Annotated in this window: 12 protein-coding genes; 5 read left to right on the top strand and 7 right to left on the bottom strand. The window is 60.6% G+C overall.

The annotated features are described in order from the left end of the window. The first annotated feature begins 194 nt into the window (after positions 1 to 194). The 3 genes from hmsP to ACLH1I_RS23410 all read left to right on the top strand — a co-directional run bounded on the left by hmsP (position 195) and on the right by ACLH1I_RS23410 (position 5,375). Complete coding sequence (gene hmsP / locus ACLH1I_RS23420; protein WP_004204968.1) at positions 195 to 2,201, top strand: biofilm formation regulator HmsP; 2,007 nt, start codon at positions 195 to 197, stop codon at positions 2,199 to 2,201. 156 nt (positions 2,202 to 2,357) lie between these two features. After that, the gene (locus ACLH1I_RS23415) at positions 2,358 to 3,644 is read left to right on the top strand and encodes a dicarboxylate/amino acid:cation symporter (RefSeq protein WP_004204966.1); all 1,287 of its coding nucleotides are present in this window, start codon (positions 2,358 to 2,360) and stop codon (positions 3,642 to 3,644) included. Between the two features lie 219 nt (positions 3,645 to 3,863). Then, a complete protein-coding gene (locus ACLH1I_RS23410) occupies positions 3,864 to 5,375 on the top strand; it encodes a M16 family metallopeptidase (RefSeq protein WP_004204964.1) in 1,512 nt (503 codons plus the stop codon). 54 nt (positions 5,376 to 5,429) lie between these two features. On the opposite strand, the gene ACLH1I_RS23405 is transcribed toward ACLH1I_RS23410, so the two are convergent. Beyond that, complete coding sequence (locus tag ACLH1I_RS23405; RefSeq protein ID WP_004204963.1) at positions 5,430 to 6,359, bottom strand: sugar kinase; 930 nt, start codon at positions 6,357 to 6,359, stop codon at positions 5,430 to 5,432. Positions 6,360 to 6,553: 194 nt separating this feature from the next. Between ACLH1I_RS23405 and ACLH1I_RS23400 the strand changes: the two genes are divergently transcribed. Continuing rightward, positions 6,554 to 8,605: an AsmA family protein gene (locus tag ACLH1I_RS23400; RefSeq protein ID WP_151629226.1), complete on the top strand. Its 2,052-nt coding sequence runs from the start codon at positions 6,554 to 6,556 to the stop codon at positions 8,603 to 8,605. Between the two features lie 37 nt (positions 8,606 to 8,642). On the opposite strand, the gene ACLH1I_RS23395 is transcribed toward ACLH1I_RS23400, so the two are convergent. The 3 genes from ACLH1I_RS23395 to ACLH1I_RS23385 form a co-directional block, all read right to left on the bottom strand. Next, entirely contained in the window at positions 8,643 to 9,965 is a 1,323-nt protein-coding gene (locus ACLH1I_RS23395; protein WP_017900001.1) for an MFS transporter, read from the bottom strand. Between the two features lie 271 nt (positions 9,966 to 10,236). Then, positions 10,237 to 11,268: an inner membrane protein YhjD gene (gene yhjD / locus ACLH1I_RS23390; protein WP_004204960.1), complete on the bottom strand. Its 1,032-nt coding sequence runs from the start codon at positions 11,266 to 11,268 to the stop codon at positions 10,237 to 10,239. 106 nt (positions 11,269 to 11,374) lie between these two features. Beyond that, on the bottom strand, positions 11,375 to 12,274 hold the full coding sequence (locus ACLH1I_RS23385) for a LysR family transcriptional regulator (protein ID WP_004204959.1): 900 nt from the start codon (positions 12,272 to 12,274) through the stop codon (positions 11,375 to 11,377). Between the two features lie 119 nt (positions 12,275 to 12,393). Between ACLH1I_RS23385 and ACLH1I_RS23380 the strand changes: the two genes are divergently transcribed. Continuing rightward, positions 12,394 to 13,152, top strand: a complete 759-nt coding sequence (locus ACLH1I_RS23380) for an SDR family NAD(P)-dependent oxidoreductase (protein ID WP_017900000.1) — start codon at positions 12,394 to 12,396, stop codon at positions 13,150 to 13,152. Positions 13,153 to 13,186: 34 nt separating this feature from the next. Here ACLH1I_RS23380 and ACLH1I_RS23375 read toward each other — a convergent pair whose 3' ends face one another. The 3 genes from ACLH1I_RS23375 to ACLH1I_RS23365 all read right to left on the bottom strand — a co-directional run bounded on the left by ACLH1I_RS23375 (position 13,187) and on the right by ACLH1I_RS23365 (position 16,827). Continuing rightward, positions 13,187 to 13,720: a GNAT family N-acetyltransferase gene (locus ACLH1I_RS23375; RefSeq protein WP_017899999.1), complete on the bottom strand. Its 534-nt coding sequence runs from the start codon at positions 13,718 to 13,720 to the stop codon at positions 13,187 to 13,189. Between the two features lie 66 nt (positions 13,721 to 13,786). Next, positions 13,787 to 15,439, bottom strand: coding sequence for an alpha,alpha-trehalase (locus tag ACLH1I_RS23370; protein ID WP_017899998.1), 1,653 nt, complete (start codon positions 15,437 to 15,439; stop codon positions 13,787 to 13,789). A 239-nt stretch (positions 15,440 to 15,678) separates the two neighbouring features. After that, positions 15,679 to 16,827 (bottom strand): iron-containing alcohol dehydrogenase, encoded by a 1,149-nt coding sequence (locus ACLH1I_RS23365; protein WP_032456705.1) that lies wholly within the window; start codon positions 16,825 to 16,827, stop codon positions 15,679 to 15,681. Between the last annotated feature and the right edge of the window lie 117 nt (positions 16,828 to 16,944).

Here is a 16,944-nt window from a genome sequence, read left to right as displayed (position 1 = left end):
CGTATACTCGTGAGGCGTTGCCCACCGTCGGCCGCCGGGGAGGTCTCTCCGGCGTCTGCGTCACCGCGCGGAAATATCCCGTCACTTCATCCCTCGCGGGCGTGGGCGAAGGATTTGAGTATATAATCAGCCTGAAACGACCGGGATTGAAGGATTGATACCGGGTATGCATTCAGTATCAGTGGAGAACACCGTTGCGCGTCAGCCGTTCACTTACAATCAAACAGATGGCGATGGTCGCGAGCGTGTCCATGGCCTTTGTATTGGTTTTTTGCACTATTTTGCTGTTTCACTTTGTGCAACAGAGTCGCTTTACCACGGCCACGCAGTTAGAAAGTATCGCGCGATCCGTTCGCGAACCGCTGTCGGCGGCTATTCTGAAAGCCGATATTCCGGAAGCGGAAGCTATTTTAAGCCGTATCCAGCCTGCTGGCATCGTCAGCCGGGCGGATGTGGTCTTGCCCAACCAGTTCCAGGCGTTACGGATGCGGTTTATCCCCGAGCGGTCGGTGCCGGTGACCATCACCCGGCTGTTTGAGCTGCCGGTGCAGATTTCGCTGCCCATTTATTCGCTGGAGCGGCCGGCCAACCCGCAGCCGCTGGCCTATCTGGTGCTGCAGGCCGATTCCTATCGCATGTATAAATTCGTCATGAGCGCCCTTGCCACGTTAGTGACTGCTTACTTACTTCTGGTGCTGATGTTGACGGTGGCGCTCACCTGGTGCATCAACCGGCTGATGGTTCGCCCTCTGCGGCGTATCGCCCGCGAGCTGAACGATCTCTCCCAGCAGGAGCGTCTTGGGCATCAGCTGACCCTCCCGCGCCTGCACCATGACGACGAGATCGGCATGCTGGTGCGCAGCTATAACCGCAACCAGCAGAGCCTGGTGCGCCAGCATGATGAGCTGTCCATCCAGTCGACCCGCTTCCCGGTCTCCGAGCTGCCGAATAAAGCCTTTTTGCTGGCGATGCTGGAGCAGACGGTGGCCCGCCCGCAGAGCGCCGCGCTGATCGTCGTCGCCTGTGAAACCCTGCAGGACGCCGCCGGCGTGCTCAAGGAGAGCCAGCGCGAAATGCTGCTCCTGACGCTGGTGGAGAAGCTGCGCGCCGCGATCCCGCCGCAGATGGTGCTGGCCCAGGTGAGCGGCTATGACTTCGCCATTCTCGCCGATGGCCTCGCCGAATCCTGGCAGGCGGTGACGTTAAGTAAGCAAGTGCTCACTATTATTAATGAACGTTTGCCGCTGCATGGTCTGCAGCTGCGACCCTACGCCAGCGTCGGGATCGCTATGTTCCACCCCGGCCTCAGCGCCGAACAGTTTTACCGGCGCGCGGTGTCAGCCGCCGTCACCGCAAGACGCAAAGGTAAAAACCAGATTGAGTTCTTCGATCCCGAGCAGATGGAAAAGGCTCAGCGTCGCTTGATGGAAGAGCACGATATAATGACCGCCCTCGACAACCAGCAGTTCGCTATCTGGCTGCAGCCGCAGGTGGCCTGCGCCAGCGGCGAGATCTGCGGCGCCGAGGTGCTGCTGCGTCAGCGGCAGGCGGATGGCAGCTGGTCGCTACCGCCGGCGCTGATTGAGCGCATTGAGTCCTGCGGGCTGATTATCCCGGTCGGCTACTGGGTGATGGAAGAGGCCTGCCGCCAGCTGGCGGCCTGGCAAAGCCAGGGGATTATGCTGCCGCTGTCGGTCAATGTTTCGCTGCTTCAGCTGCTGGAGCACGATCGCGGCGAGGAGATGCTGAAGCTGATCGCCCGCTACCGCATCGCGCCGGGTACCTTAATTCTCGAGGTGACGGAGAGCTGCCGGATGGACGATCCGCAGGACGTGATGGCGCGGTTGCGGCCTCTGCGCGAGGCCGGGGTACGCATTGCGCTGGATGATTTTGGCATGGGTTACGCCGGGTTGCACCAGCTGCAGCAGATGAAGGCCCTGCCGGTGGATATCCTGAAAATCGATAAGGTATTCATCGATATGCTGCCGGAGGATGTCAGCATGGTGCCGGCGATGATCCAGCTCGCGCGCGGCCTGTCGCTACGTATCGTGGCGGAAGGGGTGGAGAACGAGGCCCAGTTCCGCTGGTTGCAAGCCGCCGGCGTCGAGGTGCTCCAGGGCCATCTGTTCGGTTGCGCTTTACCGCAGGAGGCGTTCAGCGCGCGCTATCTCTCCCCGGTCCGGGAGGATGCAAATTTGTAAATGTTTTGTTGACTTGTGCGAGTCAGCTCAAAGATTTTAACAATTGCGTTGCACTTTCGGCGTTAGTTATTTCTGAAATGTTTCCAGGGTGTTATTTTTAAGCCACAGACGTCAAATATCCCTTCTTGCTCTGTGGTTATTCCCAAAGGACACCCTATGAAAACCTCTATCTTTAAAAGCCTCTATGTCCAGGTTCTGACGGCCATAGCGATCGGTATTCTGCTGGGCCATTTTTACCCGGAACTGGGCGCGCAAATGAAACCCTTCGGCGACGCCTTCGTTAAGCTGATTAAAATGGTGATTGCTCCGGTTATCTTCTGTACCGTCGTGACGGGGATCGCCGGGATGGAGAGCATGAAAGCCGTTGGCCGTACCGGGGCGGTAGCGCTACTCTATTTCGAAGTGGTCAGCACCATCGCGCTGATTATCGGTCTGATTATCGTCAACGTGGTGCAGCCGGGGGCCGGGATGAACGTCGACCCGTCGACGCTCGATGCGAAAGCGGTGGCGGTGTACGCTGAGCAGGCGAAAGACCAGGGGGTGGTGGCCTTTTTACTGGATGTGATCCCGGGCAGCGTCATTGGCGCCTTCGCCAGCGGCAACATCCTGCAGGTTCTGCTGTTCGCCGTTCTGTTTGGCTTTGCCCTGCATCGTCTGGGCAGCAAGGGCCAGCTGATTTTCAACGTCATTGAAAGTTTCTCGCAGGTCATCTTCGGCATCATCAATATGATCATGCGCCTGGCGCCGATCGGCGCCTTCGGGGCCATGGCCTTCACCATCGGTAAATATGGCGTCGGCACCCTGGTGCAGCTGGGGCAGCTGATCATCTGCTTCTATATCACCTGTATCCTGTTCGTGGTGCTGGTGCTGGGGAGCATCGCCCGGGCCACCGGCTTCAGCATCTTTAAATTTATCCGCTATATCCGTGAAGAGCTGCTGATCGTGCTGGGGACCTCCTCATCCGAATCGGCGCTGCCGCGCATGCTCGACAAGATGGAGAAGCTCGGCTGTCGTAAGTCGGTGGTGGGCCTGGTGATCCCGACCGGCTATTCGTTTAACCTCGACGGCACCTCTATCTATCTGACGATGGCGGCGGTGTTTATCGCCCAGGCGACCAACAGCCATATGGATATTTTCCATCAAATCACCCTGCTGGTGGTGCTGCTGCTCTCCTCGAAAGGGGCGGCGGGAGTGACCGGCAGCGGCTTCATCGTGCTGGCGGCGACCATCTCGGCGGTTGGGCATTTACCGGTCGCTGGCCTGGCGCTGATCCTCGGTATTGACCGCTTTATGTCCGAAGCCCGCGCTTTGACTAACCTGGTCGGTAACGGCGTCGCCACGGTGGTGGTGGCAAAATGGGTGAAAGAACTCGATGCCAAACAGATGGATGATGTGCTGAATAACCGTGTTCCCGCGAACAAAACGCACGAATTATCCTCTTAAATCCTCCTCTTAGGCCCGTACTCCCTTGCTGGAGTACGGGCTCCTGCGCATAATTAGAGGTCATTTCCGCCCTGCGGGAATGACACGAAATGATTATTTTACGTTGTCATGCGACATTTTCGTCTCCGTGTGGTCTAACCGACGTATTTCACTCTCACTTTTTTCGGCAGCCCGTCAGTGGGATGCTGTTGTAACCAGGAATGTTCATCAGGGGTTCACATGCAGGGCACAACAATTAAACTCTTAACGGGCGGTTTGCTGATGGTAGCGGCGGCCGGTTATGTGCAGGCAGAAGCGCTCCAGCCTGATCCGGCCTGGCAACAAGGGACCTTAGCGAATGGGTTGTCGTGGCAGGTGCTGGCCACGCCGCAGCGTCCCAGCGACCGTATCGAAGTCCGTCTGTCCGTGAATATTGGCTCGCTGAGCGAAAGCACTCAGCAGAGCGGTTTCAGCCGTTTTATTCCCCGTCTGGCGTTGACGCAAAGCGGCAGCCTGCCGACGATGCAGGCGCGCTCGCTGTGGCAGCAGAGTATTGACCCGAAGCGTCCTCTGCCGCCGGCCATCGTCTCCTACGATTACACGATGTTTAATCTCAGCCTGCCGAATAACCGCAACGATCTGCTGAAAGAGGCGCTGAGCTGGCTGGCGGACGCCAGCGGTAAACTGACCATTACGCCTGAATCGATCAATCACGCGCTGCAGGGCAGCGACATGGTGGCGACCTGGCCGCTGGATACCAAAGAGGGCTGGTGGCGCTATCGCCTGAAGGGCTCCACCATGCTGGGCCACGATCCCGCCGCGCCGCTGAAGCAGCCGATCGACGTGGCGCAGCTGAAAGACTTTTATCAAAAATGGTACACCCCTGACGCCATGACGCTGATCGTGGTGGGTAACGTCGACAGCCGCAGCGTCGCTGAGCAAATCAGCAAGACCTTTGGCGATCTGAAGGGTAAACGGGAAACGCCGGCGGCGGTGCCGACCTTATCGCCGCTGCCCACCGTGCCGGTCAGCATCATGACCAGCGCCGTGCGCCAGGACAAACTGTCCATCATGTGGGACGCCCCCTGGCAGCCGATCCGCGACTCCGCAGCGCTGCAGCGCTACTGGCGCGACGACCTCGCCCGCGAAGCGCTGTTCTGGCACGTGCAGCAGAGCCTGAGCAAAAATAACGTCAAGGATATTGGGCTTGGTTTCGACTGCCGGGTGCTCTATCAGCGCGCGCAGTGCGCCATCAACATCGAATCGCCGGGCGAGCGCCTGAATAACAATCTGAGCGTGGTTTCGCGCGAATTGGCGAAAGTGCGCGACAACGGCCTGCCGCAGGAGGAGTTTGACGCGCTTATCGCCCAGAAAAGCCTCGAGCTGCAGAAGCTGTTTGCCACCTATGCGCGCACCGATACCGACATTCTGATGAGCCAGCGCATGCGCTCCCTGCAAAATCAGGTGGTGGATATCGCGCCGGAGCAGTACCAGAAGCTGCGTCAGGAGTTCCTCAACTCCCTGACGGTGGACATGCTGAACCAGTACCTGCGTCAGCAACTCTCTCAGGATATGGCGCTGGTGTTACAGCAGCCGAAAGGCGAACCGGAATACAACATGAAGGAGCTGCAGGCCACGTGGGAAAAACTGATGGCGCCGAGTCCGGCGAGTCCGGCGGCCGCAGCGACCAGCGGCAGCGCCGATACGGTTGACGCCCACAGCGAGGCCAGCGACATCCCGTCGGGGCAGTAACCTGACGCCTCTCCGGCGCGTCAGCGGCGGCCGGAGAGCGCTTACAGGTGAGGATTATTGCGGCATCGCTTCCCGCGGGATGATCGCCCCGCGATACTGGATCACCGTGCTGGCGGTCAGATGTCCGCGTCTGGCGGCGGATTCAGCATCGCCGCCGGTCAGGCGAACGGCCAGATAGCCGGCGCTGAAGGAGTCGCCGGCGGCGGTGGTATCCACCACCTTCTCTTTGGCCAGCTTGACGGCCGGCACTTCCCGCAGCGGTTGCCCGCTAACCGAGACCAGGCAGGCATCCGCTCCGCGCTTCACCACCACCTCTTCCACGCCGGCGGCGTGGGTGCGAGCGATCACCTCGGCGACCGGTTTTTCGCCCCACAGCGCGTCTTCATCGTCGAGGGTCAGAAACGCGATATCGGTGCAGGCGAGCATCTCCTGATAAACCTGCTGCGTCTCCGCCTGGCTGGCCCACAGGCGCGGGCGATAGTTGTTGTCGAAGATCACCTTGCCGCCGTTGGCGCGGCACTCACGCAGCAGCGTGAACAACGTTGCACGACTGACCGGGCTGAGAATGGCGAGGCTGATACCACTCAGATAGAGATAGTCGAAAGTGGCCAGCTCTTCGCAAATCGCCGCTGCGCGATCGCTCTCCAGCCAGAATTTTGCCGCCGCCTCGTTGCGCCAGTAGTAGAAGGTGCGCTCGCCGGCGTCATCGGTTTCAATGTAATACAGCCCCGGCAGGCGGTCGGCCATCCGCTGGATAAGATCGATGTTGACGTTTTCCTGCTGCCAGCTGTCGAGCATCTGCTGGCTGAACGCATCGGTTCCCAGCGCGGTGACGTAGTGGACGCTCAGCGCGCTGGCATCTGTCTGCCGCGCGATATAGACCGAAGTGTTTAAGGTATCGCCGCCAAAGCCGCGGTTAACGGCCCCGTTCTTCTCTGACAGCTCAATCATGCATTCGCCAATGACGGCAATTTTTTTAGACATAGCCAGAACCTGCAATGGAATCGATATAAGCGCTAGTGTGCGCTGCGCTGTTTTGCTGGTCAATCATATTAAAACATCGTTCCATTATTTTTTTGACCTGACGCGCGTAATGTGACGAAAAGCGCATTTCCAGGAGAAACGCCGCTTTTTGACTATATTCAGGACTGACGTGATGCAAAAGGAGCGGAGTAGGGATGAGCAGAACCCGTAAAACGTTGGTAATCATCACAGGAACGATACTGTTGCTGATCGTTCTCTTCTTTATCGTGCTGGCCACCTTTGACTGGAACCGGCTGAAGCCGACGATCAATCAGAAAGTGTCTGCCGAGCTGAACCGCCCGTTCGCCATCCGCGGCGATCTCGGCGTGGTCTGGGAGCGTCAGCCGGAGGAGCGCGGCTGGCGCAGCTGGATCCCGTGGCCCCATGTGCACGCGGAGGATATCGTGCTGGGCAACCCGCCGGCCATTCCCCAGGTGACCATGATCCACCTGCCGCGGGTGGAGGCGACCCTCGCCCCGCTGGCGCTGCTGAGCAAAACGGTGTATCTGCCGTGGATCAAGCTGGAACGGCCCGACGTGCGGCTGATCCGCCTGGCGGAAGACAACAATAACTGGACCTTTCAGCTGGCTGGCGATCGGCGTGCCGCGGGGGACAGCGCCCCCTCCAGCTGGTCTTTCCGCCTCGATAATATTCTTTTCGACCGCGGGACTATCGCTATCGATGACAAGATCACCCGCAGCGATATCACCATCCTCGTCGATCCTCTAGGCAAACCGCTGCCGTTCAGCGAAGTCACCGGCACGAAGTATCGGCAGAGCGCGGCGAAACCAGGCGACTATGTCTTTGGTCTTTCGCTGAAGGGCCGCTACAAGGGGCAGCCGGTCACCGGCAACGGTAAAATCGGCGGCATGCTGGCCCTGCGCAGCGCAAGCACGCCTTTCCCGCTGCAGGGCGACTTCCGCTCCGGCAATACGCGGGTGGCGTTTAGCGGCACGGTCAGCGACCCGCTCAACGTCGGTGGCATTGACCTGCGGCTGAAATTCGCCGGCGATTCGCTGCGCGACCTCTACGACCTGGCCGGCGTGCTGCTGCCGGAGACGCCGTCGTTCTCCACCGACGGCCACTTGCGCGCCGACTTTAAGCAGAAAAACCGCATGCGCTTTGACTATCAGGATTTTAACGGCCGGATCGGCGATAGCGACATTCATGGCTCCCTGACCTATACCACTGGCAAACCGCGACCGAAGCTCAGCGGCGACATGGAGTCGAAGCAGCTGCGGCTGGCGGATCTCGGGCCGTTAATCGGCGTCGACTCCGGCAAAGGGACGAAGAAAAGCGCAGCGCGCCAGGCGGGCGACCGACCGCAGCCGGCGGGTAAAGTGTTGCCGGCGGACCGCTTTGAAACCGATAAATGGCAGGTGATGGATGCCGATGTGCGCTTTAAGGGCCGGAGAATCGAGCACGGCGGCACGCTGCCGATCAGCGATCTGGCGACCCACGTGATCCTGGAGGATGGCGACCTGCGCCTGCAGCCGGTGCGTTTTGGCCTGGCCAACGGGTCGATTGCCGGCAGCGTGCACCTGCAGGGCGATAAAAAGCCGCTGCAGGGTGAGGCTAATCTGCAGGCGCGGCGCCTGAAGCTGAAGGCGCTGATGCCGAACGTCGAGATGATGCAGAAAACCCTCGGCGAGATGAATGGCGACGTTCAGCTGCGCGGCAGCGGCAACTCGGTGGCGGCCCTGCTCGGCAACAGCAACGGCAACCTGAAGCTGCTGATGAACGACGGCCTGATCAGTCGCAACCTGATGGAAATTCTCGGCCTTAACGTTGGCAACTACCTGATCGGCCAGATTTTTGGCGATGAGGAGGTTCGGGTGAACTGCGCGGCGGCCAATATTGACGTGACCAACGGCGTCGCCCGGCCGCAGATTTTTGCCTTCGATACGGAAAACGCGCTGATCAATGTGACCGGGACCGCCAGCTTCGCCTCCGAGCAGCTGGACCTGACCATCGATCCGGAAAGCAAGGGCTTCCGGGTGATCACCCTGCGTTCCCCGCTGTATGTTCGCGGCACCTTTAAATCGCCGCAGGCGGGGGTGAAGGCCGGGCCGCTGATTGTCCGCGGCGCGGTAGCGGCGGCGCTGGCCACCCTGGTGACCCCGGCTGCCGCGCTGCTGGCGCTGGTTTCTCCGGCGGAGGGCGATAGCAACCAGTGCCGGACCATTTTGTCGCAGATGAAAAAGTAGGAGAGCGCCCTGACGCCAGCGGCGTCAGGGCGAAGGATCACAACGACTGGTGGCGGGTCTCGTGGGTCAGCAGCAGGGCGATCAGCGTCAGCGCCGCCATCGCCGCCAGATAGGTGCCGACCGCCGCGAGGCCATAGTTGCCCTGCAGCCAGGCGGCAATGTACGGCGCCACCGAGGCGCCGAGGATCGACGACACGTTATAGGAGAACGATGCCCCGGTGTAGCGCACTTCGGTCGGGAACAGCTCCGGCAGCAGCGCGCCCATCGGGCCAAAGGTCAGTCCCATCAGGCTTAAGCCCAGCAGCAGGAAGGCGAAGACCAGCAGCGGATTGCCGGAGCCCAGCAGCGGTTTAAAGGCGAACAGGGCGAACAAAATAATCATCGTGGTGATGATAATCATGCTCTTACGACGACCAAAGGCATCCGCCAGCAGGCCGGCGATCGGCACCATCACGCCAAAGCCAATCACTGCCATCATCAGCATCCACAGCACTTCGTTACGCGGCAGGCCCAGGCCATTCGGCGCCGCGCCGGTGCTGAAGGTCATCGAGTAGACGGTCATGATGTAGAACAGGGTATAGGTTGCCAGCATGATGAAGGTGCCCAGCACCGTCACGCGAACGTGTTTGGTCAACAGGGTACCCAGCGGGATTTTGACCTGTTTTTTTGCCGCCGCCACTTTGGCGAAGACCGGGGTCTCATGCAGCGAAACGCGAACATAAAGACCGATGATCACCAGCACCGCGGAGAAGATAAACGGCACACGCCAGCCCCATTCCATAAACTGCTGATCGGTTAACAGCCAGGAGAGCAGCAGGAAGGTGCCGTTGGCGAAGAAGAAGCCGATCGGCGCGCCCAGCTGCGGGAAGGAGCCGTACAGGGCGCGCTTGCGCGCCGGGGCGTTTTCCGTAGCCAGCAGCGCCGCGCCGCCCCACTCCCCTCCGAGGCCAAGTCCCTGACCGAAGCGCGCCAGCGCCAGCAGCATCGGCGCGACAATGCCAATGCTTTCATAGCCGGGCAGCAGGCCGATCACCACGGTGGAGATCCCCATGGTTAACAGCGAAGCCACCAGGGTAACCTTGCGGCCGACGCGATCGCCGAAGTGGCCAAACAGCGCGGAGCCGATTGGCCGGGCGACGAAGGCGATGGCGAAGGTGGCCAGCGATTGCAGGGTGGCCGCGGCGGCATCGCCCTGCGGGAAGAAGATATGCGGGAAGACGATGACCGCGGCAGTGGCATAAATGTAGAAGTCGAAAAACTCAATGGCGGTGCCAATGAGCGAGGCGACAACGACTTTATTGCGTGAGTTGACCGGGGCGGTTTCCTGCGTGTTTTCGAGTGTGGTGGCTGTGGCTTGCATAGATCTTTCTTATTTTTGCGCGAACGAAAAGCCATATAGCCACAGCCACAGGGACATTTCAATCTGTAACAAACGAAGAGAATGAGCAAAAAAGCGGCAAAAAGCGGATAATTTTTACGCCAGAAAAAATAGTTCTATGAAATGCTTCACACAATTAAAAGGATAGAGAATAAAACCAGTTTTTCGTTAAATAAAAGTTACGCGCTGGATTTATCTGCTGAAATCAAGCGCGAGGATGAATTTTGCCTCTTTTATTCATCCTCGCAATACGTCAGCGGTGGGTTTTGCCCGGCATCCGTCGGTCGTCTTTATACTCCGCGGTGGCGATCCACGCGGCGCAGAACAGCGTCAGGCGGGCAAAGAAATAGAAAAAGGCCATCAGCCCGAGCACCGATCCGAACGCCGCTCCGGAGGGGGATTTCACCAGCGCCGGCAGCGTCCAGGTCATGACGATTTTGATGATTTCAAAGCCAATCGCCGCGATAAGCGTGCCGCGAAACAGGGCCTTGCGCCGCGGACGATGGCGCGGCAGCCGCCAGAAGATCCAGAAAAAGAGCAGATAGTTGGCAAAAATAGAGATGGCGAGACCGATCAGCCGCCAGGCGGGTTTCAGCCATTCAATATTGTCCAGATACAGCGCGGAGATAATCAACTGCTGGGCGGAACCGGCGACAGAGGTGATCGACAGCGTAATAATCAGCGCCACCAGCAGACCGATCAGCGAGATAAGATCGCGGAAGTATTTTATCCAGATTTTCTCCTCGTCCTGCGGCCGGCGCTCCCAGACGTCGCGTGACTGAGCGCGGATCGCTTCGCGCAGGTTGCCCATCCAGTTAATACCGGAATAGAGCGCCACCAGCAGGCCGACCACACCGACGGCGGTGCGCTGCTGCACCGCGGTGTTGATGGTGTTTTTCAGCGTCGCCGCCAGCGTCGGGTCGCTGACGTTTTGCAGAATTTTGTCGAAAATGTCCTGCAGCAGGGTCGGATGCCAGGCCAGAACGAAGCCGGCGGCGGCAAATGAGACCATCAGGATCGGGATCATCGACAGGAACGAGAAATAGGTGATGGCCGCGCCGAACTGATTTCCCAGCCGGTCGTTGAAGCGCTCTGCGGCGCGTAGCAGGTGGGCGATCACCGGGTTGCGCTGCACTTTAGCCGCCGTTCCGGTGACGGTCTTCAGCGCCTGGCTGGCTTTTTGGCCGACGGCCGTGTCATTGAGGGCGTCGAGGGGGCTTTTGCTTTTCTCCGGCTGCGTGTCCGGTTCCTGTGGTGGGCGTCGATCGTCGTTTTCCGGCGTCATACGTAATTTCTTCCTTTTTTACCGCGAGATTCAGCAAAAAGTATACCTTAAATGCCGTATCCTGCAGGAACGCATCTGCCCGCCCCCCGTTCACCCTCCGCGCGGATCAATCGACGTAATCTTTCATCAGCCCGCCCAGCCACTCCATAAACAGATGCACGCGGCGGGAGAGATTGCGCCGGTGCGGGTAGATAAGCGAGACCGGCAGCGGCTCAGCGCGGTACTGGGGCAGGATCTCGATCAGTTCGCCGGCGCGTAACGCCTCGCGCACGCCGGTGCGCGGCACCTGAATAATTCCCAGCCCGGCGATACAGGCCGCCTGATAGGTTTCCGTGCTGTTGACCGTCAATATGCCGCCGCTTTTTACCCAGCGCACGGCGCCGTCGATCACCACCTCGAAGCCGGAAGGACGGACCCCGAGAGTGCTGGCGTAGTGGATCAGGGCATGATCCGCCAGATCCTCCAGGGATTGCGGGTAGCCAAAACGGGCCAGGTAGTCCGGACTGGCGCAGTTAATTTGCGTCAGCTTGCCCAGCGGGCGGGCGATAAGCCCGGAGTCTTTGAGCGCGCCGACGCGCACCACGCAGTCAAACCCCTCGCGGATCACGTCCACCAGCCGGTCGCTGCTGCTCAGCTCCAGTTCGATGCCCGGATACTGCTGCAAAAAAGTCGGCAGATGCGGGATAACCAGCTTTTTGGCAAAACCGACCGGCATATCCACCCGCAGCCGGCCGCTGATGCTCGCCGGATCGTGCTGGAACATCCCGTCCAGTTCGTCGAGGTTGCTCAGCAGATCCTTCGCCCGCTCGTAGTAGACCATCCCATCCTGGGTGAGCTGAACCCGACGGGTGGTACGGTGCAGGAGCCGCACGCCAAGATGGCTTTCCAGGGCCTGAATCTGCCGCGAGACGCTGCCTTTCGGCAGCGCCAGGGTCTCGGCGGCGCGGGAGAAGCTCTCCAGATCCGCTACGCGAATGAATAACTGCATTGCATGAATTTTATCCATGCCGATGGCCTATTGTTGTTGTGAATGAAACAGTAAAACGTAATGTAGCGTATTTATTGTTTTACTGGCAGTTAATAAGCTAGAACACAATCACAACGCAACCTGAAAGGGGTCTTCTGATGACACAACGTATCGCTTTAGTGACCGGCGGCAGCCGTGGCCTGGGTAAAAACGCCGCGTTGAAGCTGGCGGCGAAGGGAACCGACATTCTTCTGACCTATCACAGCAACCGCCAGGCGGCTCTCGATGTGGTGGCGGAGATTGAGCAAAAAGGGGTCAAGGCGGCAGCATTGGCGCTGAACGTCGGCGATTCCTCAACATTCGACGCCTTTGCCAGCGAGGTGGCGCAGGTGCTGGCGCAGAAGTGGGGACGCACTACCTTTGATTATTTACTGAACAACGCTGGGATCGGCCTCAACGTCCCCTTCGCCGAGACCAGTGAAGCGCAGTTTGACGAGCTGATGAACATCCAGTTCAAAGGGCCGTTTTTTCTGACCCAGCGGCTGCTGCCCCTCCTGCAGGACGGGGGGCGGATCCTTAATGTCTCCAGCGGCCTGGCGCGCTTTGCCCTGCCGGGCTATGCGGCCTACGCCGCGATGAAGGGGGCGATGGAGGTCCTGACCCGCTATCAGGCGAAAGAGCTGGGCGGACGGGGGATATCGGTGAACATCATCGCGCCGGGGGCCATTGAGACCGATTTTGGCGGCGGGGAGGTGCGTGATAACGCCGAGGTGAATCGGCATATCGCCGCCCAGACCGCGCTGGGGCGCGTCGGGCTACCGGATGATATCGGCGACGCCATCGCCGCCCTGCTCAGCGATGAGCTGGCGTGGATGAACGCGCAGCGTGTGGAAGTCTCGGGAGGGATGTTCCTCTGAACCCCGCTGTCATCAGACCGTGAGCGGCGGCGCGCTAGGGCGCATCGCCCTCCGCGCGCAGCCGACCGAACAGCCAGTCGTTGTGCCAGCGTCCGTTGAGCCAGTAGTTCTCCCGCAGCTCCCCCTCCAGCCGGAACCCGGCTTTGAGCAGTAACTGCTTAGACGCCTCGTTGCCGGCGGTGACGGTGGCGGTCAGGCGGCGGACGCCGCCGGTGGTGAAGGCGTAGTCGCACAGCGCGCGCAGCGATTCGTAGCCGTAGCCCCGGCCCTGCGCCGCCGGGGCGAAAAGAAAGCCGACCTCGGCTATGTCGCGCTGATGATGTAGGTAACCGGTGAGGCCGAGCGGGGTATGGGTCAGCCTGTCGCGCACCACCAGGCACAGCCAGTGTGCATCCCCGGGCGTCCACGGCGGCAGCCGCGAATCGAACGCCTCGCGGATGGCCGCCTGCGGCCGGGGGTCGGCCACATAGAGCATGACCTGCGGATCCTGCTGCAGGGAAAGAAAAAACGACCAGTCGTCCAGCTGCAGCGGTGAGCAGCGCAGGCGCGGCGTCAGAAGTTCAGGCATAAGCGTCATTCCGGGCAGGGCGAATCCCCTGAACATAGCAGGAGAAGGCCGCCGGGAACAGCCCGACTAGGTTGGCTCACCGTACAGGCCAATCAGCCGGCGCACCACGCCGTTGGTCCAGCCGAAGCCATCCTGCAGGGGATACTCCCCGCCGCCGCCCTCATGCGGCACGCCGGTGGCGATGTGGTATTTCTCAATCAGCTTGTGGTGCTGCTTGTAGAAGTGGTTGACCGTCTGCAGCCAGCTCCAGGCGATCTCATCTCCCAACGGATCCTGACCGTAGCGTTTAAATCCCTGCACCGCCATCCACTGCAGCGGCGCCCAGCCGTTGGGTTTATCCCACTGCTCGCCGCTTTCGTATTCGGTGGCCATGATCCCTCCGGGGGTGAGCAGGCGGGCCCGCACCGCATCGGCAAGGCGTTCCGCCTGTTCGTGGGTCGCCAGGCCGACGTAAAGGGTGACAATGCTGGCGGCGGAAAACAACGCTAGCTGTTCGCGGCGCCAGTCATAATCGCGAAAACAGCCGTTCTCATCGTCCCACAGGTAGCGGTTAACCGCCGCCCGCCGATCCTGAGCCTTCTGGCGGAAGGCTGCTTCCGTCTCGCGATCGCCCTTCAGCCCGGAGAGGTTGGCGATGGTCGTCTCCAGCTTGAAAAGGAAGGCGTTCAGGTCGATGGGGATAAACTGCGTGGTACGGATACTGGCCAGCCGCGTGATATCCCGCAGCCAGCGGCTGGAGTAGTCCCAGCCGGACGCGGCGCCCGCCCGCAGATCGCGGTAGACTTCATTGGCCGGCCGTCCCGAGTGGCGGGCGGTCTCCACGTCCTCGCGCCACGATTCATCCCGCGGCGTGTCCCGATCGTCCCAGTAGCGATTGAGCAGGGAGCCATCCGGCATGCGCACCACGTGCCGATACGCCTGATGCGGGATCAGCGACTCGGCGCCGTCCATCCAGAAGGCGTGCTCCATCTTCAGATGATCCAGATAGCGCTTCGCGCCGCGCACGCCGTCCTCTTCAAAAAGTTCGACCATCAGGGCGAACACCGGTGGCTGCGAGCGGCTGAGGTAGTAAGTGCGGTTGCCGTTCGGAATGTGACCGTAGGTTTCAATCAGCCAGGCGAAGTTATCGGCCATGCATTTCAGCAGATCTTCCCGGCCGCTCTCCGCCAGCCCCAGCATGGTGAAATAAGAGTCCCAGTAATAGGTTTCGCTAAAGCGGCCGCCGGGGACGATATAGGCCTGCGGCAGCGCCAGCAGCGACGACCAGGGGATATGATCCTGAGGCTCGCGGGTCAGCACCGGCCACAGCTTATCGATGTGCTCTTTCAGCGTCAGGTTAGGGTCGGAGGTGTAAACGTCGGTCTGGCTCTCCGGCAGCCAGAAGTTGTCCTCCACGAACTGCCGTAGATCGAAATCGGGCTGACGTTTGACCTTCCGGTAGTTCCGCAGGATGTCCAGCGGGTCGTGCTTCGGCGCGCAGTCGGGAAACGTTTTGCTGTCGGCAAAAATGCGTGATTTCTGCACGTTGGTAAACAGCTCAAGATAGCGATCCGCCGGGGTGAGGGCGTCAGACGCCGGAAGCCCCTCGATCACCTCAGGCTCCGGTTCAGCGTCAATCATCTCATCCAGCTTTAATTCGTACGGATCGGCTTCGTAGCAGGGATCGATGTCGATCCTTAACTCGTCGTCTTCAACGTGGCGTAATTTCTGGCTGAACATAGCGATACGGACCTCCGGATAGCGTGAGTTCGCGGCCGGGCGTACCCGGCCTTGTCTTTTAAGCGTAGACAGTCGCTTCGGTGAGTGTGAAGCAAACTGTGCGTTAGATCACGCTTTTCCGCCTGCAGGGGACGCCGTGATTTTTAAGTAAAGCCTTGATAAATCATTAATAAGTCCGCGCTTGGGCGAAGATAAAATTCGGAGCATTCATTATGCAACAAAATTTTATCCCGGGGCGCTCACTCCCACGCCGCCTCCAGCATCTCCAGCAGCTGTTCGCTGCTCAGGCTGACCGGATTGGCCTTCATGGATGAGGAGGTGCTGGCGGCCAGCGCCGCCGGCTCCAGCGCGTCGCGCGCCACGCCGAGGTCGCGTAGGGTGCCGAGACCGGCGCGAAGGCTCCATTCCCGCAGACTGTCCCAGACCCGATCCGCCGGAACCTCCAGCCCGTCGGCCAGCCAGCGGCGAACGTCGTTGAAGCGCTGGCGCAGGGCGGGGTCGTTTATCTGCGACTCATTCAGCGCCAGCCCAAACGGCAGCAGGCTGCCGCACAGGGCACCATGCGAGGCGCGGCTCAGGCCGCCCAGCGGGCCGGCGAGGCCATGGATCACCCCCAGCCCGGCGTTCGCCAGCGCCAGTCCGCCGCACAGGCTGACCCAGGCCATCTCGTCGCGGCTGGCCGGGCACTCTTTTTCCATCAGAACCTTCAGCGCGCGGATACCCCGCGGGATCGCCTGTTGACAGAGGGCGTCGGTGAAAGGGGTGGCCCGGCTGCAGAGCCACGGCTCTATCACCTGGGTCAGGGCGTCAAGGCCGGAGCTCAGGGTGATACTCCGCGGCGCGTTGTCGGTTAGCGCCGGGTCGACAATCGCCAGGTCAGGCAGCATCCGGTCGTCGCGCAGGCTCACCTTCCGCTGCTGTTCCGGAACGTTGATCACCGCATTTTTGGTAACCTCCGCGCCCGTCCCGGCGGTGGTGGGGATCGCCACGAACGGCAGGGGACTGGCTTCCAGCTGACGGCCCGTTCCCACCACCTCCAGATAGTCGATCACCGGGCCGGTGGCGGGCGCCAGCGCCGCAATCGCCTTACCGGCGTCAATCACCGCGCCGCCGCCGAGGCTGACCACCGCCCTGATCCCTTTCTCGCGCGCCAGCTGGACGCCCTGCTCAATATCGCTAAGCCAGGGTTCGCGACTTATCGCCAGCGTCGTGACCGCAAGCTGCAGCGCCTCCAGCTGCTGGCGGAGAAACGCCGCCCGCTGCGGGCTGGCACCATGCACCAGCAGAATGGGACCACCCTGCTGCGCCAGCCAGGGGGCGGCGCTCTGGGCCTGACCGCGGCCAAAACGAATATTGGCGGGCATCAAAACGGTAAAAGGGGTCAACATGTCGGGTTCCTTTTCGGCAAACAGGCTGGAATCAACTATACACATTATCCAGCGCTCTGCCTTGTTGCTGGCTGGCAATAGAGTAGAGTGAATGAACTGTCTTTTATGGCTGAGGAA

Origin of the sequence: Klebsiella sp. 1SOBk10mer (genome assembly GCF_046602535.1) — a bacterium.
Taxonomy (GTDB): domain Bacteria; phylum Pseudomonadota; class Gammaproteobacteria; order Enterobacterales; family Enterobacteriaceae; genus Klebsiella; species Klebsiella quasipneumoniae.
Note: the sequence above shows the minus strand (reverse complement) of the source record. Positions and strands in the feature narration are given on the sequence as shown.

What these genes read in the sequence shown, in the direction of transcription:
- ACLH1I_RS23415 (WP_004204966.1), top strand. Translation starts at nt 2,358, where the DNA reads ATGAAAACCTCTATCTTTAAAAGCCTCTATGTCCAGGTTCTGACGGCC.
- ACLH1I_RS23410 (WP_004204964.1), top strand. Translation starts at nt 3,864, where the DNA reads ATGCAGGGCACAACAATTAAACTCTTAACGGGCGGTTTGCTGATGGTA.
- ACLH1I_RS23405 (WP_004204963.1), bottom strand. Translation starts at nt 6,359, where the DNA reads ATGTCTAAAAAAATTGCCGTCATTGGCGAATGCATGATTGAGCTGTCA.
- ACLH1I_RS23400 (WP_151629226.1), top strand. Translation starts at nt 6,554, where the DNA reads ATGAGCAGAACCCGTAAAACGTTGGTAATCATCACAGGAACGATACTG.
- ACLH1I_RS23395 (WP_017900001.1), bottom strand. Translation starts at nt 9,965, where the DNA reads ATGCAAGCCACAGCCACCACACTCGAAAACACGCAGGAAACCGCCCCG.
- yhjD (WP_004204960.1), bottom strand. Translation starts at nt 11,268, where the DNA reads ATGACGCCGGAAAACGACGATCGACGCCCACCACAGGAACCGGACACG.
- ACLH1I_RS23385 (WP_004204959.1), bottom strand. Translation starts at nt 12,274, where the DNA reads ATGGATAAAATTCATGCAATGCAGTTATTCATTCGCGTAGCGGATCTG.
- ACLH1I_RS23380 (WP_017900000.1), top strand. Translation starts at nt 12,394, where the DNA reads ATGACACAACGTATCGCTTTAGTGACCGGCGGCAGCCGTGGCCTGGGT.
- ACLH1I_RS23375 (WP_017899999.1), bottom strand. Translation starts at nt 13,720, where the DNA reads ATGCCTGAACTTCTGACGCCGCGCCTGCGCTGCTCACCGCTGCAGCTG.
- ACLH1I_RS23370 (WP_017899998.1), bottom strand. Translation starts at nt 15,439, where the DNA reads ATGTTCAGCCAGAAATTACGCCACGTTGAAGACGACGAGTTAAGGATC.
- ACLH1I_RS23365 (WP_032456705.1), bottom strand. Translation starts at nt 16,827, where the DNA reads ATGTTGACCCCTTTTACCGTTTTGATGCCCGCCAATATTCGTTTTGGC.